18 protein-coding genes and 1 pseudogene are annotated in these 24,715 nt (G+C 66.6%); 9 read left to right on the plus strand and 10 right to left on the minus strand.

What is annotated here, in order from left to right; genetic code table 11:
* Positions 1-20: 20 nt before the first annotated feature.
* Positions 21-569, minus strand: a complete 549-nt coding sequence (locus RHOOR92_RS0102095) for a low molecular weight protein-tyrosine-phosphatase (protein WP_015447936.1) — start codon at positions 567-569, stop codon at positions 21-23.
* A gap of 508 nt (positions 570-1,077) precedes the next feature.
* Here RHOOR92_RS0102095 and galE point away from each other — a divergent pair.
* Positions 1,078-2,085, plus strand: a complete 1,008-nt coding sequence (galE, locus tag RHOOR92_RS0102100) for a UDP-glucose 4-epimerase GalE (RefSeq protein ID WP_027489444.1) — start codon at positions 1,078-1,080, stop codon at positions 2,083-2,085.
* A 57-nt stretch (positions 2,086-2,142) separates the two neighbouring features.
* Here galE and RHOOR92_RS0102105 read toward each other — a convergent pair whose 3' ends face one another.
* Together RHOOR92_RS0102105 and RHOOR92_RS0102110 are read right to left on the minus strand one after the other, a co-directional pair.
* A complete protein-coding gene (locus tag RHOOR92_RS0102105; protein WP_231378291.1) occupies positions 2,143-2,559 on the minus strand; it encodes a hypothetical protein in 417 nt (138 codons plus the stop codon).
* A 122-nt stretch (positions 2,560-2,681) separates the two neighbouring features.
* The gene (locus RHOOR92_RS0102110; RefSeq protein WP_027489446.1) at positions 2,682-3,968 is read right to left on the minus strand and encodes a divalent metal cation transporter; all 1,287 of its coding nucleotides are present in this window, start codon (positions 3,966-3,968) and stop codon (positions 2,682-2,684) included.
* A gap of 163 nt (positions 3,969-4,131) precedes the next feature.
* Here RHOOR92_RS0102110 and RHOOR92_RS0102115 point away from each other — a divergent pair, with 163 nt between their 5' ends.
* Positions 4,132-6,534: a phosphoketolase family protein gene (locus RHOOR92_RS0102115; protein ID WP_027489447.1), complete on the plus strand. Its 2,403-nt coding sequence runs from the start codon at positions 4,132-4,134 to the stop codon at positions 6,532-6,534.
* Between the two features lie 25 nt (positions 6,535-6,559).
* Here the strand turns inward: RHOOR92_RS0102115 and RHOOR92_RS0102120 are convergent, their stop codons facing one another.
* From RHOOR92_RS0102120 to RHOOR92_RS0102135, 4 genes are all read right to left on the minus strand, one after another.
* Complete coding sequence (locus RHOOR92_RS0102120; RefSeq protein WP_027489448.1) at positions 6,560-7,750, minus strand: acetate/propionate family kinase; 1,191 nt, start codon at positions 7,748-7,750, stop codon at positions 6,560-6,562.
* On the minus strand, positions 7,747-9,162 hold the full coding sequence (locus RHOOR92_RS0102125) for a bifunctional enoyl-CoA hydratase/phosphate acetyltransferase (protein ID WP_027489449.1): 1,416 nt from the start codon (positions 9,160-9,162) through the stop codon (positions 7,747-7,749). The genes RHOOR92_RS0102120 and RHOOR92_RS0102125 overlap by 4 nt, the downstream gene beginning before the upstream one ends.
* A gap of 77 nt (positions 9,163-9,239) precedes the next feature.
* On the minus strand, positions 9,240-10,445 hold the full coding sequence (locus RHOOR92_RS0102130; RefSeq protein ID WP_027489450.1) for a cation:proton antiporter: 1,206 nt from the start codon (positions 10,443-10,445) through the stop codon (positions 9,240-9,242).
* Between the two features lie 55 nt (positions 10,446-10,500).
* On the minus strand, positions 10,501-11,919 hold the full coding sequence (locus tag RHOOR92_RS0102135; protein ID WP_037114689.1) for an MFS transporter: 1,419 nt from the start codon (positions 11,917-11,919) through the stop codon (positions 10,501-10,503).
* A gap of 235 nt (positions 11,920-12,154) precedes the next feature.
* Between RHOOR92_RS0102135 and rnk the strand changes: the two genes are divergently transcribed.
* The 3 genes from rnk to epmA are packed head-to-tail and all read left to right on the plus strand — an operon-like array spanning position 12,155 to position 15,999.
* Positions 12,155-12,562 (plus strand): nucleoside diphosphate kinase regulator, encoded by a 408-nt coding sequence (gene rnk / locus RHOOR92_RS0102140; RefSeq protein WP_007508176.1) that lies wholly within the window; start codon positions 12,155-12,157, stop codon positions 12,560-12,562.
* A gap of 54 nt (positions 12,563-12,616) precedes the next feature.
* Positions 12,617-15,043 (plus strand): NAD-dependent DNA ligase LigA, encoded by a 2,427-nt coding sequence (gene ligA, locus RHOOR92_RS0102145; RefSeq protein ID WP_027489452.1) that lies wholly within the window; start codon positions 12,617-12,619, stop codon positions 15,041-15,043.
* On the plus strand, positions 15,043-15,999 hold the full coding sequence (epmA, locus tag RHOOR92_RS0102150; RefSeq protein WP_027489453.1) for an EF-P lysine aminoacylase EpmA: 957 nt from the start codon (positions 15,043-15,045) through the stop codon (positions 15,997-15,999). Before ligA ends, epmA begins: the two co-directional genes overlap by 1 nt.
* A gap of 35 nt (positions 16,000-16,034) precedes the next feature.
* Here the strand turns inward: epmA and aqpZ are convergent, their stop codons facing one another.
* Complete coding sequence (gene aqpZ / locus RHOOR92_RS0102155) at positions 16,035-16,736, minus strand: aquaporin Z (protein WP_081660198.1); 702 nt, start codon at positions 16,734-16,736, stop codon at positions 16,035-16,037.
* Between the two features lie 267 nt (positions 16,737-17,003).
* Here aqpZ and RHOOR92_RS0102160 point away from each other — a divergent pair.
* Positions 17,004-17,213: pseudogene (locus RHOOR92_RS0102160) on the plus strand (MFS transporter); the annotation flags it as partial.
* Between the two features lie 101 nt (positions 17,214-17,314).
* Here RHOOR92_RS0102160 and RHOOR92_RS0102165 read toward each other — a convergent pair.
* Entirely contained in the window at positions 17,315-20,308 is a 2,994-nt protein-coding gene (locus RHOOR92_RS0102165) for a Tn3 family transposase (RefSeq protein ID WP_027489456.1), read from the minus strand.
* A gap of 297 nt (positions 20,309-20,605) precedes the next feature.
* Here RHOOR92_RS0102165 and RHOOR92_RS18385 point away from each other — a divergent pair, with 297 nt between their 5' ends.
* The 3 genes from RHOOR92_RS18385 to RHOOR92_RS0102180 are packed head-to-tail and all read left to right on the plus strand — an operon-like array spanning position 20,606 to position 23,669.
* A complete protein-coding gene (locus RHOOR92_RS18385; protein WP_027492554.1) occupies positions 20,606-22,468 on the plus strand; it encodes an FTR1 family protein in 1,863 nt (620 codons plus the stop codon).
* Positions 22,465-23,088 (plus strand): cation transporter, encoded by a 624-nt coding sequence (locus RHOOR92_RS0102175; protein ID WP_027489457.1) that lies wholly within the window; start codon positions 22,465-22,467, stop codon positions 23,086-23,088. Before RHOOR92_RS18385 ends, RHOOR92_RS0102175 begins: the two co-directional genes overlap by 4 nt.
* On the plus strand, positions 23,085-23,669 hold the full coding sequence (locus tag RHOOR92_RS0102180) for a phosphatase PAP2 family protein (protein WP_008216069.1): 585 nt from the start codon (positions 23,085-23,087) through the stop codon (positions 23,667-23,669). Before RHOOR92_RS0102175 ends, RHOOR92_RS0102180 begins: the two co-directional genes overlap by 4 nt.
* 27 nt (positions 23,670-23,696) lie before the next feature.
* Here the strand turns inward: RHOOR92_RS0102180 and RHOOR92_RS0102185 are convergent, their stop codons facing one another.
* Entirely contained in the window at positions 23,697-24,677 is a 981-nt protein-coding gene (locus tag RHOOR92_RS0102185; RefSeq protein WP_231378292.1) for a cation diffusion facilitator family transporter, read from the minus strand.
* Between the last annotated feature and the right edge of the window lie 38 nt (positions 24,678-24,715).

Genomic DNA, 24,715 nt, shown 5'->3' on the forward strand with positions numbered 1-24,715 from the left:
TCGACTCGTAGGGATGGGAGTCACAGGTGGGGCTCCCAGCTGCTGACACCCTGCGTGATTATCTCGTGAACATGTTCGAAGACAGTCCGTTGCTGGCGATAGGGATCGGGAATGTCATTCCCGTGCAGCCATTTGTCGAGCAGGTAAACCTTGTCGCGAACCTCGGGGGCGAGCCGAATCATTGCGGCTACATGGTTCTTTTCCATGCCCAGTACCAAATCGGCCTGGCGCAGGATGGCAGGTGTCAGCTGATGCGCGCGATGCATCGTGCCGTCGATGCCGTTTTCGGCAAGCAATTGCAAGGCAGTCGCATCCATCGGGCTGCCGACGAGCGCACCGAGCCCGGCGCTGCTGAATTCGATGCCGCGCGTCGCCATGCGCTGTCGAAACAGGTATTCAGCCATAGGGCTGCGGCAAATGTTGCCCACGCAGACGATCAGTATCCGTTTGTACACGGTGCCGACTTGCTCCCGGGGTCCAAGCCAGCTGGCGTCGATCAAGGACGCAAGAGATAGCGAGATCGGCCCTCTGTCTGTTTTTGGAGAAGGTCTTTTATAGCAGGTGCCCATGGCATTTCTGCCGGAGCCAGGTCATGTAACTTGTGATGATTAAGTCAATAACCGAGCCGTGAGTGACGGTGGCTTGCCTTATCTCGATTATCCCGTTCTTGCAGTCTCGAAGGTTTTCGAGGCGTCGTTGAAATACCAAAGATTACCAGCGATGCGAGTCATGCAAATGTGAATGTGAATGTGAAAGCGATTTTCACGCCAGTTTGCCTTGGCCGTGAAGTTGGCCAGGTGAATGTTGGCCGAGTTTGAGTCTTTGTCGAATTGACGCTGCCAGGCGGGAGTCGATCCGATCAGTGGCGGCGTGCAGGTGCGTCACGAAAAAATTTGCACATCGTGAACGCGCCGCTGGAGCGCATTGCCGGCAAGCACGCCACGCGTCCATGCCGCCGGTGCGGATACCGGACGTCTTTGCTGCAGCGCAGGCACCGTCGATCCACAAGCGCAGCGGCTGCCGGCGTGCCGTCCGGGCCGAGCGCGGGTTTCCGCGGTCCATGAAGGAGTACCGTTCATGAACAACAGCGTCCTCGTCACCGGCGGTGCCGGTTACATCGGCAGCCATGTCGTGCAGCAGCTGGTCGCACGTGGCGAGCGCGTTGTCGTCATCGACAATCTGAGTACCGGGTTTCGCGACGCGGTGCGTGGTGCCGAACTGGTGGTCGGCAATGTCGGTGATCGCGCCCTGGTTGCCCGCGTGCTGGGCAGGCATCGGGTCGATGCGGTGCTGCATTTCGCCGCGCATACGGTGGTGCCCGAATCGCTGGGCGACCCGCTCAAGTATTACGGCAACAACACCTGCAACACGCAAAGCCTGCTCGCCTGTTGCGCGGAGGCTGACGTGGAGCGGTTCATCTTTTCCTCCACCGCTGCGGTCTACGGCGTGACCGAGAACGGCATGGCCGACGAGGACACGCCCACCCGGCCGATCAACCCGTACGGCGCGTCCAAGCTCATGTCCGAGACCATGCTGCGCGATCTTTGCGCCACCGGAGCGATGCGGCACGTGACCCTGCGCTACTTCAACGTCGCCGGTTGCGATCCGCTGGGCCGCATCGGGCATTCGACGCCGCACTCGACGCTGCTGATCAAGGTTGCCTGCGAGCATGCGGTCGGCAAGCGCGCCAGCGTATCGGTCTTCGGCAGCGACTACGACACGCCGGACGGCACCGGTATCCGCGACTACATCCATGTGGAGGATCTGGCCGCAGCCCACTTGCAGGCACTCGACCACCTGCGCGATGGCGGCGAATCACTGACTCTCAATTGCGGCTACGGCCACGGCTACAGCGTGCGCGAAGTCATCGACGCGGTGCAACGCGTCGACGGCCACCCGCTGACGGTGATCGAATTGCCGCGTCGCGCCGGCGATACGCCGATGCTGGTGGCGCACAGCGACCGGCTCAAGCAGCGACTCGATTGGCGGCCTCGGTACGACGACCTGGATGTCATCGTGGGCACGGCACTGCTGTGGGAACGGAAGCTCGCACGGGAGCACGCAACGCTGGCTGACAGGGCATGAACCTCGGGGAGGAGGCCTTTCTCCCGTTGTTCATCCCTCTCCACTCGCTCGTCGCTCCTATGCCATCGCGACCGATTTTGCCGGGTTGCCCGGCTGGTCGACGTCGGTGCCGCGCAGCACGGCGACGTGGTCGGCGAGCAGCTGCAGCGGCACGGTGAACACGGCCGGCGCGATGAGGCTGCCGCCGGATTGCACGCGCAGCGTGACGCCGTTGCCGGCCATGTCGTCCATGCCGTCGGCGAACACGATAAGGCGGCCGCCGCGGGCGCGCACTTCCTGCAGGTTCGACTTCAGCTTGTCCAGCAGTGGGCCGTTCGGCGACGCCGGATACTGCACGCCGCAGCCGAGGAAAAGCGCATGCTGGTGCTGGGTGAATTCGCCAGCCAGTTCGATGATCGCCGGCTCCGTCTGCAGCGCCTCCTCGATCGCGCGGCAAGTACTGCAGCTCGGCGCACAGCGCCGCATAACGGTCATTGTTGCCGCCGTGGCACCGGCCGGCAGACAGATGCAGGATCACCGGGATGCCGGGCGCCTCGGGTTCCAACGGCGGACTGAAAGCTTCGGCGGCGTCGCCAGCGGCGAATTTCGGACAGGCCCTACTTCCCCCATGTCACGAACATCCCCACCACCGCTGCCCCCATCGCCGCCGTGGCCAGCCAACCGAACAGTTTCAACGGCCAGGGTATGGTGAAGTCGCCCATGACCTTGCGCTGCGAACCCATCAGCATCATCGCGACCATCAGTGGCACGGCGGCCACGCCGTTGATCACCGCGCTCCAGTACAGCGCCTTGATCGGGTCGAGCGGGGTGAGGTTGAGCGCGATGCCGAGCAGGGCGGAGCCGATCAGCACACCGTAGAAGAAGCGGGCTTCGTGTGGTTTGTGTTCGAGTCCGCTGCGCCGACCGAACGCGCCCGCGGCGGCGTAGGCGGTGGCGCCGGCCAGCACCGGCACGGCGAGCAGGCCGGTGCCGATGATGCCGGCGGCGAACAGCGCGAAGGCCAGATCACCGGCCAGCGGCCGCAGCGCTTCGGCGGCCTGGGCCGAGGACTGGATGTCGGTCTTGCCGTGCGCGTGCAGCACCACGGCGGCGGTGAGGATGATGAAGAACGCGATCAGGTTGGAGAAGATCATGCCCACCGTGGTATCGATGCCGATCCGGCGCAGCGCGCTTGGTGCCTGTTGCGGCGCGTCCTGCAGCGGCTTGCGCCGCTTGCTCGTCTCGATCTCCTCCACTTCCTCGGAGGCCTGCCAGCAAAACAGATAAGGGCTGATGGTGGTGCCGAGCAGCGCGACCAGGCCCATGGCGTAGGCCGCGTCCCAGCGGATCGGCGGCAGCACGATGCTCCTGAGCACCGCGCGCCACGGCACGTCGATCACCAGCGCGGTAGCCACGTAGGCGAACAGGCTGAGCGTGAGTAGCTTCAGGATCGGTGCGTAGCGGGTGAACGGGATGAACACCTGCAGCAGCAGCGACAGCCCGGCGAACAGCGCGGCGTAGAGCAGGGCCGGCCCGCCGATCAGCAGCTTCAGCGCCGCGCCCATGGCGCCGATGTCGGCCGCCAGGTTGATCACGTTGGCGATGAAAACCAGCATCAGCAGCGCGTAAACCAGCGTGCGCGGGTAATACCGGCGCATGCCGTCCATCAGGCCATGGCCGGTGACGCGGCCGATGCCGGCGCTGATCGCCTGCATCGCGATCATCAGCGGCATGGTCACCAGCGCCGCCCACAGCATGCCGTAGCCGAATGCCGCGCCCACCTGCGAGTAGGTGGCGATGCCGCTCGGGTCGTCGTCGGCAGCGCCGGTGATCAGGCCGGCGCCGAGGTCTTTCCAGGGCGGGGTTTCCGGGCCGCCGTCTTCGGTGTTTTCGCGTACGGCCATGGGGTTTCCGCTGGGTGATCCTGTCCGGCACTGCGGCAGGGTATCTGTCCGGATGATGGAACCGTCGAACCGTGTGTGTGACGAGGTGTCGCAGCGAATTTCACAAGCCGCGGTGTACATAGTGCACCGAGCCGTATCTTCGCATTCACGAGGCTGCCCGATCATGACTACCGATGCCTTCGCCCACCAGCCGCTCGACCCCGATCAGCTGCGCGGCATCGACGCCTGGTGGCGCGCCGCGAACTACCTCTCGGTCGGGCAGATCTACCTGCGCGCCAATCCGCTGCTGAAGGAGCCGCTGGCGCTGGCCCACGTCAAGCACATGCTGCTGGGCCACTGGGGCACCACGCCGGGGCAGAACTTCATCTATGCGCACCTGAACCGGGCGATCCGGCAGTACGACCTGGACATGATCTACCTCTCCGGTCCCGGCCATGGCGGTCCCGTGGTGGTGGCGAACGCGTATCTGGACGGCACCTACAGCGAGGTCTACCCGGACATCAGCCAGGACGAGGCGGGGCTGCAGCGGCTGTTCAAGCAGTTCTCGTTTCCCGGCGGCATCCCCAGCCACGCCTCGCCGGAATGTCCCGGTTCGCTGCACGAGGGCGGCGAACTCGGCTACTCGCTAAGCCACGCGTTCGGCGCGGTGTTCGACAACCCCGGGTTGATCGCCGCCTGCGTCGTCGGCGACGGCGAGGCCGAGACCGGGCCGCTGGCCACGGCCTGGCATTCAAACAAGTTCCTCGACCCAGTCGGCGACGGCGCGGTGCTGCCGATCCTGCACCTGAACGGCTACAAGATCGCCAACCCCACCCTGCTGGCGCGGATCGGTCGCGACGAGCTGGAACAGCTGCTGCGCGGCTACGGCTGGACGCCGTATTTCGTTTCGGGCAGCGAACCGGCGGCGATGCACCAGGCGATGGCGGCGACGCTGGACGCGGTGGTGGCGCAGATCCGGCAGATCCAGCGCGGCGCGCGCGAGCAAGGGGTTACCGCGCGGCCGCGCTGGCCGATGATCGTGCTCGATTCGCCCAAGGGCTGGACCGGGCCGAAACTGGTGGACGGCAAGCCGAACGAGGACACCTTCCGCGCGCACCAAGTGCCGTTGTCGATCTCCGCCAGTAGCCCGCCGGAGCACCTGCAGCAGCTCGAAGCGTGGCTGCGCAGCTACCGGCCAGACGAGTTGTTCGATGCGCACGGCCGGCTGCGGCCGGAGCTGGCCGCGCTGGCGCCCGCCGGCACGCGTCGGATGAGCGCGAACCCGCACAGCAACGGCGGCCTGCTGCTGCGCGACCTGCGCCTGCCGGACTTCCGCGACTACGCGCTCGCGGTGCCGCAGCCCGGCGTGCGCGGCAGCGGCGACACGCGCGCGCTGGGGCCGTTCCTGCGCGACGTGATCCGCCTGAACGAGCCGTCGCGCAACTTCCGCGTGTTCGGCCCGGACGAGACGGTGTCGAACGGCCTCGGCGCGGTGTTCGAGGCTACCAACCGCCAGTGGCAGGCCGCGCTGCAGCCCAACGACGAGTTCCTTGCGCCGCAGGGCCGGGTGGTCGAGATGCTCAGCGAGCATCAGTGCGAAGGCTGGCTGGAAGGCTATCTGCTGACCGGCCGGCACGGCCTGTTCAACTGCTACGAGGCGTTCATCCACATCGTCGATTCGATGTTCAACCAGCATGCCAAGTGGCTGAAGATGACCGCGGCGATCCCGTGGCGGCGCCCGCTCGCCTCGCTAAACTACCTGCTGGCTTCGCACGTGTGGCGGCAGGACCACAACGGCTTCACCCATCAGGACCCCGGCTTCATCGACCACGTGGTCAACAAGAAGGCCAGCATCGTGCGGGTATACCTGCCGCCGGACGCGAACTGCCTGCTGTCGGTGATCGATCACTGCCTGCGCAGCCGGCACTACGTCAACGTGGTGGTCGCCGGCAAGCATCCGGCGCCGCAATGGCTGGCGATGGACGCGGCGCAGCGGCACTGCAGCCAGGGCATCGGCATCTGGCCGTGGGCCAGCAGCGACCAGCACGGCGAGCCGGACGTGGTGATGGCCTGTGCCGGCGACGTGCCCACGCTGGAGACGCTGGCGGCGGTGTCGGTATTGCGCCGCTACCTGCCGGAGCTGAAAGTGCGCGTGGTCAACGTGGTCGACCTGATGAAGCTGCAGTCGCCCAGCGAACATCCGCACGGCCTGGACGACGACGATTTCGACCAGCTGTTCACCCGCGACAAGCCGGTGATCTTCGCGTTCCATGGCTACCCGAGCCTGATCCACCGGCTGACCTACCGGCGCACCAACCACGACAACCTGCATGTGCACGGCTACAAGGAGGAGGGCACCATCACCACCGCGTTTGACATGACCGTGCTGAACGCACTGGACCGCTTCCACCTGGTGATCAACGTGATCAACCGTGTGCCGCAGGCGGGCGAGCGCGGCATCTACCTCAAGCAGAAGCTGCTGGACAAGCTGATCGAGCACAAGCAGTACATCGACGAGAACGGCGAGGACCTTCCGGAAATCCGGAACTGGGTGTGGGACGCGCCGGAGGCCGGCATGCTGGCCTGACTTTGCGCTGGCCAGCCCGCGCCACTCAACCTCGGACGAGCGCCGCGGCGGCCGTGGCGGCCACCCATTCCTCGTTGGTGGCTTCCACTACCACCTGCACCCGGCTGGCTGCGCTGGAAATGACCGGCGCATGGGCGGCATTCGCGGCCGGGTCAATCGCCACGCCAAGAAAACCCAGCCCGGCGCAGACGCGTTCGCGGATCACTGCCTGGTGCTCGCCGATGCCGGCGGTGAAGACCAGCATGTCCAGCCCGCCCAGCGTGGCCGTCAGGGCGCCCACTTCGCGCACGATGCTGCGCACGTACAGCGCCAGTGCCTCGCGCACCGGTTCTTCGTCTTCGCGCGGCAGCAGCTCGCGCGGGTCGGAGGACACTTCGGAAACGCCGAGCAGGCCGGACTCGTGGTACAGCATGCGGCCCACGCGTTCGAGCGACAGCTTGCGAATCTCCATCAGGTAGATCACCGCGCCGGGATCCAGCGCGCCGCAGCGCGTGCCCATCATCAGCCCGTCCAGCGCCGAGAAGCCCATCGTGGTGGCGACGCTTTGCAGGTTGCGCATCGCGCACAGGCTGGCGCCGCTGCCCAGGTGCGCCACGATGGTGCGGCCGCGTGCGGCGTCGCCGTAGCGCTCGCCCAGCACCTGCGCCTGGTAGTCGTAGGACAGGCCATGGAAACCGTAGCGGCGCAGGCCCTGGTCCCAGGCCGAGCGCGGCAGCGGCAGCATCTTCTCGACGGTCGGCATGCTCTGGTGGAAGGCGGTGTCGAAGCAGGCCACCTGCGGCAGCTGCGGCAATTCGTCCAGCAGCGCGCCGATCGCTTCCAGCGCGAACGGCTGGTGCAGCGGCGCCAGCGGGATGTAGCTTTTCAGGTCGGCCAGCACCGCGGCATCGACCCGCACCGGTTCAAAATATTTGCTGCCGCCGTGCACCACGCGGTGCGCGATCGCCACGATGCGGCGGCCCTGCAGCCGCGCCACGATGCGCTGGCGCAGATAAGTCAGCGCGGCATGGTAGGGGTGCTCGCAGCCCAGCGCCAGCGTCTCGGCCGCGGCGCCGCTTTCGCTGAATACCGGGGCATCGCCGGTGATGCCCTCGACCTTGCCACCCCAGGCGGGCGTGCGCGCCAGTGGCGTCGCGTCCGCGTCGAACAGCGCGAACTTGATGCTGGACGAACCGCAGTTCAACACCAGGATCAGCGAATTGCTGCCGTCGGTCATGGCGGGCTGAGCCGGTAATGGTGGGCCACCAGCGCGGCGAGCGCGCACGAGGCGATGCGCGATTCGCGCGAGTCGGCGCGGCTGGTCAGCACAATCGGCACGCGCGCACCCATTACCACTGCCGCGCTGGCGGCGCCGCCCAGGTATTCCAGTTGCTTGGCCAGCATGTTGCCGCTTTCCAGGTCGGGCACCAGCAGGATGTCGGCCAGGCCGGCCACGTCCGAGACGATGCCCTTGATCCGCGCGGCGGCGGCGGATATCGCGTTGTCGAACGCCAGCGGCCCGTCCAGCACCGCGCCGGTGATCTGGCCGCGGTCGGCCATCTTGCACAGCGCGGCGGCGTCCAGCGTGGTCTGCATGCGCGGGTTGACCGTCTCCACCGCGGCGAGGATCGCCACGCGCGGCACCGCCACGCCCACGATGTGCGCCAGGTCGATCGCGTTGCGCACGATGTCGGCCTTCTCCTCCAGCGTCGGCGCGATGTTGACCGCGCCGTCGGTGATGATGAACGGCCGCGGGTACGCCGGGCTGTGCATCAGATAGCAGTGCGAAATGCGCCGCGCCGTGCGCAGGCCGGCGGCGGAGGCCACCACGGCCGCCATCAGCTCGTCGGTGTGCAGGCTGCCCTTCATCAGCGCATCGACGCGACCGCCGGCGGCCAGTTCGACCGCACGCGCGGCGGCGGCATGGCTGTGCGGCACGTCCTCGATGGCGATGCCGGAAAGATCGAGCCCGGCCTTGCGCGCCACTTCCGCGAGTTTCGCCTGCGGCGCCACCAGCACCGGTTCGATCAGACCGGCCGCATGCGCGTCCAGCGCGGCGGCGAGGCTGGTTTCGTCGCAGGGGTGCACCACCGCGACGCGGATCGCGCCCAGTGACCGGGCGCGGGCCGCCAGTGGCCGGCCGGCGCCGTCGGGCAGGCGCACTTCCGGCAGGCGGGTGCGGGCGTATTCGATGCGCTCGCCGGGTGCGGTCACGTCGACCGTACCGTCGATCGCCAGCACGCCGTGCTGGTTCGTGCAGCGACAGGCGAAGCGGATGCGCCGGGTCGCCGCGTCCCGCGCGATCGCCTGCACCTGCACCGCCAGCGTGTCGCCGATGCGCACCGGCGCGTGGAAACGCAGCACCTGCTCCAGGCAGGCGGTGCCGGCGCCGGGCAGGCGCGTGCCCAGCACGGCGGAGATCAGCGCCGCGCCCCACATGCCGTGGCCGATCACGCCGTGGAAGCCGGACGAGGCGACGGACGCCGGGTCCAGCCGCTTCGGATCGCTGTCGCCGTAGAGGGTCGCCAGCAGTTGCACGTCCTCGGCGGTCAGCGAGCGCTCGATCGTCGCGCTGTCGCCGACGGCGATCTCGTCGAACGTGCGGTTGGGGATCAGCGGCGCGGCGGTATCGGGCGTGGTCTCGTCCATGCTTGGGTTCCGGTCGGTGCCGGCGGCGCCGGTGCGGACAGCGTAGCGCCGCCGGCCCCGGTGCGTCGAAGTGGCATTCAGCCGCGTACGTCGGGTACCTCGATCTGCCTGCCGCCGGCGTTGCGCTTCAGCAGCCAGGCCAGGACCGGCGGCGTCACCATCGCGGTGAGCAGCGACATCGCCACGATGATGGCGTAGATGCGGTTGTCGAACACGCCGGCGGCGAGGCCCAGGGTGGCGACCACGATGCCGACTTCGCCGCGCGGCACCATGCCGAAGCCGATGATGGTGGCGCTGCGCCGGCCCAGCGACAGCGAGCCGAGCCAGCCGCCGATGAACTTGGAGACGATCGCGATCGCGGTGACCACGGCGAGCATCCACAGCGCCTCGGCGCTGGCCAGTTCGTGCAGGTCGACCTTGCTGCCGGTGACCACGAAGAAGAACGGGGTGAGCAGGGCCAGCAGCGGCTGGGTCTGTTTTTCCAGGGTGTGCTGCTGGCGGGTTTCCGAGGCGATCATGCCGGCCAGGAACGCGCCGATGATCGCCGCCAGGCCGAAGCGGGTGGACAGCCAGGCCAGGCCCAGGCACAGCGCCAGCACGATCATCAAGGGTGAATGCGGGCCCAGCGGCTTGTCCAGCCAGGCGGAGTTCCAGCGCATCACCCGCGCGCCGCCCCAGCCGATCACCGCGATGAAGCCGATCGCACCGGCCAGCACCACCAGCAGGTGCGTGGCGTCGATGCTGCCGCCGCCCTGCAGCGACACCACCACGCCGAGCAGCAGCATGGCGAGGATATCGTCGATCACCGCGGCGCCCAGGATCACCTTGCTCTCGATGCGCTGCAGCGCGCTCAGCTCCTGCAGCACGCGCGCGGTGATGCCGGCCGAGGTGGCCACGAAGGCCGCCGCGACGAACAGCGAGCGGTCCCAGTCGAAGCCGTTGCCGTGGGCCCACACGCTGCCCATGCCGAACGGCACCAGCACGCCGACCACACCGACCACGAACGCCACCTTGCCGACCTTCTTCAGGTCTTCCAGCCGCGTTTCCAGGCCCACCGCGAACAGCAGCAGGATCACCCCGATTTCGGCCAGCACGTCGAGCGGGGTGCCGGTGGCGATCTGCTCCGGGGTGATCCAGCCCAGCAGGGACGGGCCGATCGCGCAGCCGGCGGCGATCTCGCCGACCACGCCGGGCAGCTTCAGCCGCTGTGCGATCTCGCCGCCGATCTGGGCGGCGACGAACACGACGAACAGGGTGAACAGGATCTCGCTGGCGTGGTGCATGCGGCGCGCGCCCGGACTTTCGACAAAGACTGCATGCTACATGCAGCCTCCCGCGTCATGCAGCGCCGGATAGCTGGCGATGATCGCGCCGCAGCCGGCTGAACATGCGGCTGGCCGCCGCGGTGATCGCCGCCAGCATGATCATCGTCCAGCGGAATGCCACCACGTAATCTTCATGGGCGTGGCCTTGCAGCATTGCTTCCATCAGCAAGGTGGACAGTGCGATGCCGAAGCTCATCGCGAGGTATTGCACGGTCGAGGCCATCGACGAGGCCATCGAGGCGTGCTTGATGTCGAGGTCGGTGTAGATCAGCGTGTTCATGGTGGTGTATTGCAGGCCGGCGAAGGCGCCGTAGGCGAACGTCAGCAACGCGATCACCCACACCGGCGAGCCCGGGCCGAGCAGGGCGAACGCGGCCAGCAGAGCGGCCACGATCAGCGTGTTGCCCAGCAGCAGGCGGCGGTAGCCGTAGTGCACCAGGGCGCGGTTGACCGCCCACTTCGCGATGATCGAACCGAGCGCCTGCGGCACCATCATCAGGCCGGCCATCAGCGGCGACCAGCCGCAACCGACCTGCAGGAACAGCACCAGCAGCAGGAACATGCCGGAAATGCCGAGCCGGGTGAACAGCCCGCCGGCCAGCGACACCCACACGCTGCGCACTCGCAGCAGCTGCAGGTCCGCCACCGGATACGGGGTGCGCCGGCTGTGCCACACGTAGATCGTGCCCAGCAGCACGGCAACCAGCGCGTACAGGCCCATCCGCAGCCATGGCACCGGCGCGCTGCCAGCCAGCTCCGAGGCGGTGAGCAGCAGCGCCGAGGCGGCAGCGAACAACAGGAAGCCGGACAGGTCGAAGCGGTTCGCGCGATCGAGCCGGTAGTCGGGCATGTCGCGTTTGTTCATCCACACGCCGGCGATCGCCACCGGCACATTGATCAGGAAGATCAGCCGCCACGAAGTGAACTCGACGATGGCGCCGCCCAGCAGCGGCCCCAGCACCGAGCCGAGCAGACCGAACGTGGCCACCGTGCTCATCGCCCGCACGAACTCGCGCCTGTCGATGCTGCGCACCAGCACGTAGCGGCCCACCGGCATCAGCGCGGCGCCGCCGATGCCTTGCACCACACGCGCGGCGACCAGTTGCGGCAGCGTCTGCGCCATGCCGCACAGCAGCGAGCCCAGGCCGAACACCACGATCGCCGCGCCGAATACCCGCCGCGTGCCGAAGCGGTCGCACAGCCACGGGCTGGCCGGGATCAGGATCGCCAGGGTCAGCACGTAGCTGGTCAGCGCGGTGCGCATGCCCAGCGGGGTCACCGCCAGTGCCTCGGCCATCGCCGGCACCGCGGTATTGACTACAGTGGAATCCAGCGCCTGCATGAAGAATGCGGCGGCCACCAGCCACAGCAGCCCGCGGAAGCGCTCGCGCGTGGACATCTCGCGCGAATCGGCCGCTTCCGTCGCCGGCATGCCGGCGTCGGGGGCGACTGCGTGGGGATCCGCGGCGGTATGGGGAACCATCCGCGGCATGGTAACTGCTGTGACAGCTTGCTTTTCGCCGGCGGTATACGCACAGTGGGCCTTGTTTCATCTGCCAGTCATGCCCAGATAGGCATCGAGGCCATCAACAACCACACGCGCCGGGGCGGCCTTCGTTCCGGCGTGTGCTTTTGTGCGGCAGGAGCCGCGAGTATCAGGAAAAGCCATGAGCAAGCCACCGATCACTGTTTCCCGCATCGACATGGAACGCATCGAAGCGTTGCTGGAACGCCTGCCGGCCGCCGAGGCCGACAGGCTCGATGCGCTGCGCGCGGAGCTTGATCGCGCCGACGTGGTCGAGCCGGCGGCCATGCCGGAGCACATCGTGACGATGAACTCCACCGTCACCTTCGAGGACGAGAGCAACCGCGAGAAGCTGACCCTGACCCTGGTGTATCCGGCGGCTGCCGGGACGCCCGGCACGGTGTCGATCCTGGCGCCGGTGGGCAGCGCGCTGCTCGGCCTGGCGCAGGGCCAGCAGATCGACTGGCCCACGCCGGACGGCCGCAAGCGCCGGCTGAAGGTGCTGGAGATCGCCTACCAGCCGGAAGCGGCGGGGCACTTCCACCGCTGATCCGCAGCGCGCGCCGGTGTCGTTAAACTGCGGGGAGATCCGAAGGAGACCCGCATGACCGAACGCCTGGCCCCGGCCGAGACTGTCGCCCACGCCGCCGCGCTGCGGGCGCAGATCGAGCAGGCCAACTACCGCTACCACGTGCTCGACGACCCGGAGATCACCGATGCCGAGTACGACCGGCTGATGCGCGAACTCGAGGCACTGGAGGCCGAGCATCCCGCGCTGGCCTCGCCCGATTCGCCGACCCGCAAGGTCGGCGCGCGCGCGCAGGGCGGTTTCGCCGAGGTCCGCCACGCGATCCCAATGCTGTCGCTGGGCAATGCGTTCGAGCAGGACGGCGAGTCGGATCGCGAACGCTTCCGCGAAGTGGCCGAATTCGAACGCCGCATCGAGCAGACGCTGAAGCGGCGCGAGCCGGTATTTTCGGTCGAGCCCAAGCTCGACGGCCTGGCGATCAGCCTGCGCTACGAGCACGGCGTGTTCGTGCAGGGCGCCACCCGCGGCGACGGCGAGACCGGCGAGGACGTGACCGCGAACCTGCGCACGGTGCGGGCGATCCCATTGCGCTTGCGCAATGGGAAAAATCAGGATGAATCGCTGCGCCTGCGCAGCACGGGCTGGCCCGACGTGCTGGAAGTGCGCGGCGAAGTGATCATGCTGCACAAGGATTTCGAGGCGTTCAACGCATACGCCCGCAAGCATGGCGAGAAGCCGCTGGCGAACCCGCGCAACGGCGCAGCCGGTTCGCTGCGCCAGCTCGACCCGGCGGTCACCGCGAAGCGGCGGCTGAGTTTCTTCGCCTATGCGATCGGTGCGGTCGAGGGCGGCGAGCTGCCGCCGACCCATTCGGCCACGCTGCGGCAGCTGCGCGAGTGGGGCTTTCCGGTGTCGCCGGAGGTGGACACGGCGCGCGGCTTCGACGGCCTGATCGCCTACTACCGCCGCATCGGTGCCAAGCGCGACAGCCTGCCGTACGACATCGACGGCGTGGTCTACAAGCTGGACGACTACGCCGGCCAGCGCGAGATGGGCTTCGTCTCCCGTGCGCCGCGCTGGGCGATCGCGCACAAGTTCCCGGCGCAGGAGCAGATCACCACGGTCGAGGCGATCGAGATCCAGATCGGCCGCACCGGCGCGGCCACGCCGGTGGCACGGCTGGCGCCGGTGCAGGTGGCCGGCGTCACCGTCACCAACGCCACGCTGCACAACGCCGACCAGGTCGCGCGGCTGGATGTGCGCGTGGGCGACACGGTGATCGTGCGTCGCGCCGGCGACGTGATCCCGGAAGTGGTGCGCGTGATGCCCGAACTGCGGCCGCCGCATACGCGCCCCTGGCACATGCCTGCGCACTGCCCGGTATGCGGCTCCGAACTGCTGCGCGAGGAGGGCGCCGCGGCGTGGCGCTGCTCCGGCGGGCTGATCTGTGCGGCGCAGCGCAAGGAGGCGCTGATCCACTTCGCCTCGCGCCGCGCGATGGATATCGAAGGCCTGGGCGAGCGCTTCGCCGAGGCGCTGGTGGAACTGGACATCGTGCATTCGCCAGCCGACCTGTACGGCCTGGGCGTGGACGACTTCGTCGAGATGAAGCGGCGCATCGACGAGCGTGACGGCACCACGCCGGAGACTGTCAAGGCCGGCAAGGTGGCGACCAAATGGGCGGAAAACCTGGTGGCCGGGATCGAGGCCAGCCGGCACACCACGCTGGCGCGCTTCCTGTTTGCGCTGGGCATCATGCACATCGGCGAAAGCACGGCGAAGACGCTGGCCGCGTGGCTGGGCCGGCTGGAGTTCGTGCGCAGCACGCCGGCGGCGGTGCTGCGCGTGCTGCCGGACATCGGCAGCGAAGTGGCCACCTCGATCGCCGGCTTCTTCGCGCAGGCGGGCAACGAGCAGGTGGTCGATGCGCTGCTCGAAGCCGGCATCACGTTCAGCGACGAGGGCGCGCCGTCGCCGCAGCTGCGTGCGCGGCTGGACTTCGGCGTGTTGCTGGGCATGGCCAACATCAACAAGCTCGGCCCCAAGAGCTGCGCGCTGCTGTCGCAACACTTCTCCACACTCGACCAGTTGCTGGCCGGCGGATCGGCGCACTGGATCACTGCCGGCGTGCCGCAGGCGGCGACGACCAGCCTGGAACATCATCTGGCCGACCCGGCCGCGTTGGCCGCGCTGCGCGAGGCCGAGGCGGCGATGCAGCGCCTGCTTGCAGCCATCCCGCACACGGCGAAAGCGGCGACGGCGCCGCTGGAAGGGCAGACCTTCGTGCTCACTGGCACGCTGGCGTCGCTCGGCCGCGACGAAGCGAAGGACCGGCTCGAAGCGCTGGGCGCCAAGGTGTCCGGCTCGGTATCGAAGAAGACCAGCGTGGTGGTCGCCGGCGAGGCGGCCGGCTCCAAGCTGGACAAGGCGCAGGAGCTGGGCGTGCCGGTGTGGGACGAGGCGCAGCTGCTGGCGCTGCTGGGCAAGCACGAGGCCGGCTGATGGGCATCGGATCCTTCGCCGCGCTGCGGTTGCGTGCGCAGCTGTACGCACTGATCCGTGCGTATTTCGCCGAACGCCAGGTGCTGGAAGTGGAGACGCCGGTGCTTTCCGCGGCCGGCAATACCGAGCCGAACATCGAGAGCTTCAGCACCACGTTCAGCGGTCACGTCGACGCCGGCGCGCGCGAGCGCTGGCTGCGCACCTCGCCGGAGTATCCGCTGAAGCGGCTGCTGGCCGCCGGCATCGGCGACTGCTACGAGCTGGGGCGGGTGTTCCGCAATGGCGAGGCGGGCGGCCGGCACAACCCCGAGTTCACCATGCTGGAGTGGTATCGGGTCGGTTGGGATCATCGCCGGCTGATGCAGGAAACCGTCGCCCTGGTCGAGGCTGCGCTGGCGATGGTCGGGCGGCGCGCCGGGCTGGTGGTGACGAGCTACCGGCAGTTGTTCCTGGACGAGCTGGGCATCGACCCGGTGCATGCCGCCATCGATGAGCTGCATGCGCCGCTGGCCGAGTTCGGCGTCGATCCGGCGGGCCTCGGCCACGACGACTGGCTGGACCTGCTGATCACGCACAAGCTGCAGCCGGCGTTCCCGCGCGACCGCATCACGGTGATCCACGACTATCCGGCCAGCCAGTGCGCGCTGGCCAGGATACGCCCCGGCGAGCCGCCGCTGGCCGAGCGTTTCGAGCTGTACCTGGGCCGCTACGAACTGGCCAACGGCTACCACGAATTGAACGATGCCGCCGAGCAGCGCGCACGCTTCGAGCGCGACAATGCGCGGCGGCGCGAACGCAGCCTGCGCGAGATCCCGCTCGACGAAAACCTGCTCGGCGTGCTCGACGCGCTGCCCGATTGCGCCGGCGTGGCGCTGGGCGTGGAGCGCCTGCTGATGTGCCTGGCCGACACCGATGCGATCGCCGACGTGCTGGCGTTTCCCTTTTCCGAGGCCTGAGGCATGGCCTCGCCGGCTGGCGAGGCCACGGTGGCTCAATCGCGGCTTTCCAGCAGGTAGCGGTAGATCAGTCCACCCAGGATGCCGCCGACGATCGGCATTACCCAGAAAAACCACAGCTGCTCCACCGCCCAGCCGCCCTGGAACAGGGCCACGGCGGTGGAGCGCGCCGGGTTCACCGAAGTGTTGGTGACCGGGATGCTGATCAGGTGGATCAGAGTCAGCGCGAGGCCGATCGCGATGCCGGCGAAGCCCACCGGCGCGCTCCGGTGGGTGGCGCCCATGATGATGAAGAGAAAGAAGCCGGTCATCACGATCTCGCACACCATGGCCGCACCCATCGCATAGCCGCCCGGCGAGTGCGCGCCGTAGCCGTTCGAGGCAAAGCCGCCGGCAGCGGCGTCGAAGCCCGGCTTGCCGGAGGCGATGGCGTACAGCACCGCGCCGGCCACCAGGCCGCCGACCACCTGCGCCACGATGTACGGGAGCACTTCCTTCAGCGGGAAGCGGCCGCCGGCGGCAAGGCCGCAGGTCACCGCCGGGTTGATGTGGCAGCCGGAGATGTGGCCGATCGCGTAGCACATCGTCAGCAGGGTGAGGCCGAAGGCCAGCGCCACGCCGGCGAAGCTGATGCCCAGCTCGGGGAATCCCGCGGCCAGCACGGCGCTGCCGCAGCCTCCAAGCACCAACCAGAACGTGCCGAAGCATTCGGCGGCCATGCGTTTGCCCAGATTCATCGAAGGCTCCTCCCCGATGGCGTGAATGGACTCGTGCGCCGCAGCAGGGCGGCACATGCCGGATCGCCGGCCGCGGGCCAGGGTCGAACGACGTTTCCCCTCCCCGTGAAGACATTGCCGGGCGGCGCGTGCGGGCTGGCCGGCGCGCCCGTGCAGCCCGGCATCCCGCTGGGCAGGGTGAAGCATGGGGTTGCGAATGTCGTCGCGAAGTGATGCGCGCTGCGCTATGTTGCCGAACCCTTTCCGCAGCGAGGCGCAATCCCCGCCATGAACGAAGCCACGGCATTGACGGCAGTGGATGTGACCGGCGCGGCGGCGCGCCCGCTGGGTCGCCGCGACGCGCGCACCCTGCTGCTGGCCGCGCTGGGCGGTGCGCTGGAGTTCTACGACTTCGTGGTGTTCGTGTTCTTCGCGATCCCGCTGAGCCATCTGTTCTTTCCGTCGGACACCGCGCCGTGGCTGGCCCAGCTGCAGGTGTTGGGGTTTGGGGAGCAATGGAACGAAAAACCGGGATAAGGTCTATTTATCCATAGAAACCATATAGATAGCCAAACACCCCTCCGGGGGCACTCATCCTCTCAATCGCCTTCCCTATCGTTGGGATCTCGTAGCGGGCGTAGTTCTCCGCGGGCCACTGCCTCGGGCACGGCAAAGGAATATCGGCCGTGCATGTTGATGTGGTCATGGCTGAGCGGCGACAGCCGTGCGACGTCCTCATCCCGTACGGGAAAACCGTCTTGACGCAACTGATCCAGTGCCGCCTCCATGTAGATGGTGTTCCACAAGACGACGATGTTGAGCACCAGGCCCAGCGCGCCCAGCTGGTCCTCCTGACCCTCCTGATAGCGTTGCCGGAGTTCGCCGCGTTTTCCGTGAAAAATGGCGCGCGCCACACTGTGACGCCCCTCGCCACGGTTGAGTTGGGTCAACGTGCTACGCCGCTTCGCCTCATCGTCAATATAGGTCAGTGTGTGCAGGGTTTTTTCAATCCGTCCGAACTCAGCCAAGGCCTGGGCCAGACGGGTTGGACGGTCGCCGATCTGCAAGGTTCGCATGATGCCGTTGGCTGGTACACGACCCAGTTTCAGCGAGCCCACCAGCCGCAGGATGTCGTCCCACTGCTCCTCGATCAATGGCAGTTTCACCCGCTGGCGGGCAACGGCATTGAGGTCGCCGTAGTCGGCCTCGGGATCGATGCGCCAGAATCGCGTGCCGCCGACGTCCGCCAATCGGGGACAGAACCGGTACCCCAGCAGCCTGAACAACCCGAACACCACGTCGCTGTATGCGCCGGTGTCGGTCATGATCTGCGTCGGCTGCAATTCGGTGGGCTGTTCGAGCACCACGCCCAGCAAGATCAAGCTGTCGCGCAGCGTGCCCGGCACGGTGATGTGGTTGAGACCGCTGAACTGGTCGGAGATCAGGTTGTACCAGGTCACGCCGCGTTCCCGACCGAAATACTTCGGATTGGCGGCCGCATGCACAGTGCGCACGGGCACGACGAAACGCATCCCGTCGGCTGACGCCACGTCGCCACCACCCCACTGATGGGCCAGAATCGACCGGTTCTGAGCCGCCACCAGGATGGCATTGGCCGCAACCAGGGTGTCGTTGCGGAGGTAATTCTGGTCGACCCACGACAGACGCGATCGTTTCAGTGCAGCGATGTCGGCACGAACGAGGGGTTCGAAGCCCGTGTTGCTCGCCTCAGCCAGCAATACGGCACAGAGGCTGATCGGAAGCTCCGCAGCACGAGCAGACCGCTCGGTGAGATGGGTGAAGGCATCGGTGAAACCGGTACGGGCCGCAATCTCCAGCAATACCTCTTCAATGTCCACGCGTGGCAAACGCTCATTAACCGCAGCGCGCAAGGCCAGCAAAGACGCTGGTTCTTCGAGCTTGTCGAGGGAGCTGACGACCAGGTCGTTCTCGCCTTCGAACCGCACCGCAGGATTGTCCGGAAGTCGGGACGCTACCGCGCGGTAGGTCTCATCGAGTTCTTTGGTGATCGCGACGAGTGCCGACGAGGGCGTTGGAGACAAGCTGAGCGTGCGGCAGATGATGGGGCGCGCAGTCTCCCATTCGTTGCCGCTCAACAGCCCTGCGCGCGGGTCGGCATACTTCCAACTGGGGGCGACGAACACGTCGCGCCGGCGTAACGACGTATGCAATTCGTCGAGCACGCAGAAAGTGTAGGCCCGATGATCGATGCTGTCGTCGTCGCGAATCGCGTAGCGCTGCCAGCGTTTGCGAATGACATCACGCGGGACGTCGTCGTCGGCCTTGAATCGCCCGGGATGCGAGCGAAGCCATTCATAGGCGGCGACCACAGCCTCGCCTGCGGGACTCGCGCCGAAACGCAGATTCTCCAGCACAAAGGGGAGAAAGCGCCGGATGCGCCGATAGCGTTCGCTCAGCTCGCTGTAAAACACGTCGTCGGGCGGTCGTACCAGGTTGCTCACTTCCTGGAGCGCCTGGGCGAGGACGTCGCGCGGCACCTTGGCGAACAAGGCTTTGCGTAGTTTCTTGTCCGGGAGCGTGCTGTCCAGCACCACTTGGCAAGCATCGGCCAGCAGCGTGGCCGCACGATCCAGGTCTTTCAGCGTGCGCAAGCGTGTTTTCCGATCCTCCTTGCGCGCTGTGGAAAAAACATCCCGCAGCAGCATTTCAAGAACTTCGACGGCGTCATCATGCGCGGTGGCTTCCAGGCAATGCACAAACGCTACGAGAGTGGCAAGGCGGCGAACGTCGGGCAAGCGGCTCACGGCGCTGGCTTTGGCGGCTCCCGCAAAGCGAGCCAGTGCCATGACGCGACTGGCCGGAAGGTGTGACACCCTGGGCAGGTCGATGCCGAGCTCACGAACCTCCCGTAGTCGCATCAGCGTTTGAATGAGTGCCGGTCCGCTGACGCGCGTGGGGCCCGATCGCAGCTGATCCAGCAGCGAGTAGCGGCTGCCGGCTGGCACGATCAACAACTGTTCGAGGCGTTCGCGCTGCCTGTCCAAGAGACGGGTTCCCAGACGCCGCCAAAGATGCTCTTCGACGCGGGCTTTCACGCGAGCGACAAATCGTTCGAGTGTGCTGCGCCCGGGAAGCAGTACCTTGTGCGTCAACAGCCATGTCATGGCTCGCTCGAACAGGACGCTGGGCCGCTCCGTTCCCGTCCAGCAGAGTGCGTACAGCCAGCGACCCAATCGAAAGCCGATAGGCGGTTCGGTGATTTCGACGAAGCCGTATTGACGACAGATATCGCGCTGATGATCCCACCGGAGTTCACCTGTCCGGTAGTCGTCGAGGGAGGGATCCGTGTCCGTAATATCCAGCTGCCTGGCAACGGTGGATAACACCAGCGCAGGGAGATCCAGCGGATCGTCCAGAAATGTTCCCAAGTAGCGCAGCGTCGTCAGCTGCAATGCGATGCCCAAACGATTCGCATGACCGCGCTTGCGCGCGATGTAGGTGCGATCTGCATCGTCGAGATGGAAGTAGCGTGCCAGTTCGTCGCTGGACGGGTTGCCGTTGTACCGGCCGTAATTGTCGCGTTGTCCCTCGGTAACGTAGCTGACCGGCATCAAGGTTTCCTTCTGCGGAGAGTTGGGTAGAAGGTTCCATCACTGAAAATCAAGCCTTTCGCCCATCACGCCTTGGAGCTGGCGAGGTGGGATCGCCTTCAACCATGTTTCTTGGGTTCTGCCGGGAGGCATTGCATTGGCGGTTTCGCCAAGGTCGAGTACGATACATGAATGATAACGACTCGTATTCGCAGCATATTGCGCAACCTCTCCGTGGCCGCCCTTCTGCTTTGGGCACTCCCACTCCCGCGGGCGCATGCTCAAGACGTCAGTTCAACCGTGCCGCAGACATGGCAGATGATCGACTATCTGGCCACGGATTACGCCGGCGCGGTCAAGAACGGAGCGGTGCTCAGCGCGTCTGAATACGCCGAGATGCGGGAGTTCACAGCCACCGTGCATCGCCGCCTTCAGGCGTTGCCGCCGACGCCCGGTACACCCGCGTTGTTGTCCCAGGCCGACCAGCTCATCGCTTCAGTGGATGCGAAGGCCTCGCCAGCGCAGGTGGCGATCGAGGCACATGCCCTGGCCGATGCCTTGCTGAAGGCGTACCCGATACCCACCGCGCCGGCCCAAGCGCCCGATCTGACGCAGGGCGCAACGCTGTACCAGAACCAGTGCGCCATGTGTCACGGCGCCACCGGGCATGGCGATGGTCCCGTGGGGCTGCAGCTCAATCCGCGACCGGTGGACTTCACTGACCAGGCGCGTGCGGACCAGCGCAGCCCGCTGTCCCTGTACGAAGTGATCAGCCACGGTGTCGAGGGAACGCCGATGGCCAGTTACTCGTCCCGGCTGTCGTCGGACGAGCGATGGGCACTCGCGTACTACGTGGGGTCGCTAGCCTATACCCGCGAAGCCACGACCGGTGCGACCCTCTGGCAGCACGATACGGCCGCGCGTGCGCAGATCGCGGACCTGAAGGAGTTGTCGCAAGCACGCGTGTCGCAACTGGCTCCTGCACTGGGTGCCGAACATGCCCGCGCGATCATCGGTTACCTGCGTGCGCATCCGCAGGCGATGCAACAGGCGTTGACGGGGCTTCCGCTTGCGCGGGGGCGACTTGCTGCAAGCCTGGCGGCCTATCGTGCCGGCGACGCCAAGGAAGCCACACAACTGGCATTGTCGGCCTATCTCGATGGCGTCGAACCCATCGAACCCCAGCTCAACGCACGCGATGGCGCGCTACGCGCCCGCATCGAAACGGCCATGGGCGCCTATCGCACAGCGGTGTCGGGCAAGGCCGCGCTGCCGGCGGTGACCCAGCAGGCCCACGCCGTGGATGTCCTGCTTGCGCAGGCGCAGGAGGTCACGGCGGATGCGGCGGGCGATCCGGCCGCCACGTTCCTCGGCGCCTTCACGATTCTGGTTCGCGAGGGTCTGGAAGCCTTGCTGGTGGTCGTCGCCTTGCTGGCCTTCCTGCGCAAGGCAGATCGACGCGTGGAAGTGCGTTACGTGCATGCCGGCTGGATTCTTGCCTTGGTGGCCGGCGGGATCACCTGGGCACTGGCCAGCTATGCCATCTCGATCAGTGGCGCCGGTCGCGAACTAACCGAGGGCCTGTCTTCGCTGTTCGCCGCCGTGGTGCTGCTCAGTGTCGGCTTGTGGATGCACCAAAAGAGTATTGGTGGACGCTGGCAGGCCTACCTGAAGGAAAAGATGGCCGCGGCACTCGACCGACGTTCGGCGTGGTTCCTGTTCGGCCTCGCCTTCATTTCGGTGTATCGGGAAGTGTTCGAGACGATCCTGTTCTACGCCGCGCTCTGGAACGACGGCCAGGAAGTCTGGCTGCTGGGCGGCATTGCGGCCGGCGCGGTGACCTTGGGACTGATCGCCTGGCTCCTGCTGCGCACCAGTCGGCGTCTGCCCATCGGCAAGTTCTTCGCGGCGAGTTCGATCCTGATCGCCGTGCTGGCCGTCGTTCTCGCGGGTAAGGGCATCGCCGCGTTGCAGGAAGCTGGCTGGGTGTCGGTGACGGTCGCCCCGGTGCCGCACATTGAACTGCTCGGCATCTATCCGACCTGGCAGACGCTGCTCGCACAAATCGCCGTGGTCCTGATGCTGAGTGCGGGTTTCATGTTCAATATGCTTCGTGGCCGTAGCGCTCCCGACGCATTGCCCGCATCCACCACTACACGCCCGGAAGAGGATCGCGCATGAGCGACTGCGGTTGCCACGCCGAAGCCGCCAGCGAGGCGGAACGCCGCATCCTGCGCATCGCGCTCGGTCTCAATGCCACCATGTTCGTGGTCGGTGTCGTGGCCGGCCTGATCGCCCAATCGATGGGCCTGGTCGCTGATTCGCTGGATATGCTGGGCGATGCCTGCGCCTACGGCATCGCCTTGCTGGCGTGGACACGCAGCGCCTATTTCAAGGCGTCGGCCGCGCACTGGAATGGAACCTTGCTGGTGGTTCTTGGCGTCGGCGTACTGGTGGGGGTGCTCTGGCGTCTGGTGACCGGTAGCCACCCGGAAGGCCTATGGATGATGAGCGTTGCCTTCGTTTCCTTGATCGTGAATGCCACGGTGCTGAGGCTCTTGGCGCGATTTCGTCACGGTGAAGTGCATCTGCGCGCCATCTGGATATGCACGCGGGCCGACGTCATCGCCAATCTGGCGGTGATCGTGTCCGGTGTGCTGGTGCTTCTTCTGCACAGCGCCGTGCCTGATCTGGTGATCGGTACGGCCATCGCCTGCTACGTGCTGAAGGAGGCGTTGGGCATTCTGCGCGAAGCGAAGGACGCACGGATCGCCGCCATTGCACCGAACGGCAAGCCATGACGTCGCCGATCTCGGGATTTGGCTCGATGGTTTACGCCGTTGACCTTCGACTGTTCAACGCCATTCATTCGCCGGTGCCACCGTCGCCAGCGATGCTTCATGTGGCGCGCGTCCTGGCCGATGGACCGTTGATCCTGACAGCTCTCCTTCTTGGGTGGATGCTGATGGTTCCTCGCCAGTCGATGCGCTTGATCGCCCTGAAAGCATCGGGTGCCGCCGCTGCAGCATTGCTCGCGAACCTGATCATCGGCTTGGTTTGGGATCGCGCACGTCCCTTTGTCGCTGGAGTCGGTCAAGCATGGGTGTCTCATGCGGCGACCGGCAGCTTTCCCAGCGACCATCTGACTGTGCAATGGGTGGTGGCCGGCATACTGTTGCTGAATCAATGCAGCCGGCCTTGGGGCATCGGGATCGCACTGCTCGGCCTGCCGATGGCCTGGGCACGGATCTACTTGGGCGTGCACTACCCCGGCGATATGCTGGGAGCCCTCGGGATGGGCGGACTGGCCATGCTCAGTGGCTGGCTGTGGTTTCGCCGGTCCGTGACATCAGCCATCGCGCCATTGCCATCTCAGGGATAAGGTTTCGCCCCGCTGCGAAGCGAGGGTCTAGTGCGCTGCGCCGGGTGAGGTGAACGTGCAGCCTGTCGCGCGGGCCGATTCGTCCGTGGTCGCGTGATCGGTTTGCAAGGTGGTGTGCGTGATGGCGAAACGATCATGCAGCATCGCTTCGATCTCTCGGCGCACATCGTGGCAGTCGATGTCGTGATTCACGTAGATGTGGCCCGACAGTGCCGGCATGCCCGAGGTCACTTCCCACACGTGCAGATCGTCCAGCCGAGTCACCGCCGGCATGGCACGGATCGCCTCGGCAATGGATACTGGGTCCAGACCGCGTGGTGCCGCTTCCAGGAAGATGCGGCCCGAGTCGCGCACCAGTCCGATACCGGCTTTCAGCATCAATCCGGCGACGACCAGTGCGGCAAGGGAGTCCACGCGATTCCAACCCGTCCACCAGATGATGGCACCGGCAATGGCAGTGGCGATGAAGGCGTAGAGATCGGTGAGGATGTGCTGGAAGCTGCCTTCCACGTTGAGGCTTTGCCGGTTGGCCTTGCTCATCGCCCACACGGCGAGCAGGTTGACGCCAATACCGACCACCGCGATCACCGTGACCAGCAGACCTTCCACCACCGGCGGGTCGATCAGCCGGCGGATCGCCTCGACGATGAACCAGACCGACAGCAACAACAGCGTCAGCCCGTTCGCCTGGGCGCTCAGGATTTCGACCCGCTTGAGTCCGAACGTGTAGCTGCCACTGGCCGGGCGGCTGGCCAGACGCATCGCGACAAGCGCCAGTCCGATCGAGCCCACATCGGTGAGCATGTGCCCGGCATCGGAAATCAGGGCCAACGACTTGGCCAGGATGCCGACCACCACCTCGACCGCCATGAAGCCGAGCAGCAGCAACAGCGCGATGGTCAGGTACTTCTTGTCCGCATCCGGTGCCACGCCATGGCTATGGTCGTGATGATGGTCATGTTCGTGGGGCTTGGTTGTGCCCATAGGAGTCTCCAGTGCGGCGGCCACTCTACGTGAGCGCCAAAGTGTTATGACATGACATCGGG

Source organism: Rhodanobacter sp. OR92 (assembly GCF_000427545.1).
Lineage (GTDB): Bacteria > Pseudomonadota > Gammaproteobacteria > Xanthomonadales > Rhodanobacteraceae > Rhodanobacter > Rhodanobacter denitrificans.

Excerpts from the sequence above, each read along its gene's own strand:
- aqpZ (WP_081660198.1), bottom strand. The coding sequence starts at position 16,736 with ATGAATCTGGGCAAACGCATGGCCGCCGAATGCTTCGGCACGTTCTGG.
- ligA (WP_027489452.1), top strand. The coding sequence starts at position 12,617 with ATGACCGAACGCCTGGCCCCGGCCGAGACTGTCGCCCACGCCGCCGCG.
- RHOOR92_RS0102180 (WP_008216069.1), top strand. The coding sequence starts at position 23,085 with ATGACGTCGCCGATCTCGGGATTTGGCTCGATGGTTTACGCCGTTGAC.
- RHOOR92_RS18385 (WP_027492554.1), top strand. The coding sequence starts at position 20,606 with ATGATCGACTATCTGGCCACGGATTACGCCGGCGCGGTCAAGAACGGA.
- galE (WP_027489444.1), top strand. The coding sequence starts at position 1,078 with ATGAACAACAGCGTCCTCGTCACCGGCGGTGCCGGTTACATCGGCAGC.
- RHOOR92_RS0102165 (WP_027489456.1), bottom strand. The coding sequence starts at position 20,308 with ATGCCGGTCAGCTACGTTACCGAGGGACAACGCGACAATTACGGCCGG.
- rnk (WP_007508176.1), top strand. The coding sequence starts at position 12,155 with ATGAGCAAGCCACCGATCACTGTTTCCCGCATCGACATGGAACGCATC.
- RHOOR92_RS0102175 (WP_027489457.1), top strand. The coding sequence starts at position 22,465 with ATGAGCGACTGCGGTTGCCACGCCGAAGCCGCCAGCGAGGCGGAACGC.
- RHOOR92_RS0102125 (WP_027489449.1), bottom strand. The coding sequence starts at position 9,162 with ATGGACGAGACCACGCCCGATACCGCCGCGCCGCTGATCCCCAACCGC.
- epmA (WP_027489453.1), top strand. The coding sequence starts at position 15,043 with ATGGGCATCGGATCCTTCGCCGCGCTGCGGTTGCGTGCGCAGCTGTAC.
- RHOOR92_RS0102135 (WP_037114689.1), bottom strand. The coding sequence starts at position 11,919 with ATGCCGGCGACGGAAGCGGCCGATTCGCGCGAGATGTCCACGCGCGAG.
- RHOOR92_RS0102115 (WP_027489447.1), top strand. The coding sequence starts at position 4,132 with ATGACTACCGATGCCTTCGCCCACCAGCCGCTCGACCCCGATCAGCTG.
- RHOOR92_RS0102120 (WP_027489448.1), bottom strand. The coding sequence starts at position 7,750 with ATGACCGACGGCAGCAATTCGCTGATCCTGGTGTTGAACTGCGGTTCG.
- RHOOR92_RS0102130 (WP_027489450.1), bottom strand. The coding sequence starts at position 10,445 with ATGCACCACGCCAGCGAGATCCTGTTCACCCTGTTCGTCGTGTTCGTC.
- RHOOR92_RS0102105 (WP_231378291.1), bottom strand. The coding sequence starts at position 2,559 with ATGACCGTTATGCGGCGCTGTGCGCCGAGCTGCAGTACTTGCCGCGCG.
- RHOOR92_RS0102095 (WP_015447936.1), bottom strand. The coding sequence starts at position 569 with ATGGGCACCTGCTATAAAAGACCTTCTCCAAAAACAGACAGAGGGCCG.
- RHOOR92_RS0102110 (WP_027489446.1), bottom strand. The coding sequence starts at position 3,968 with ATGGCCGTACGCGAAAACACCGAAGACGGCGGCCCGGAAACCCCGCCC.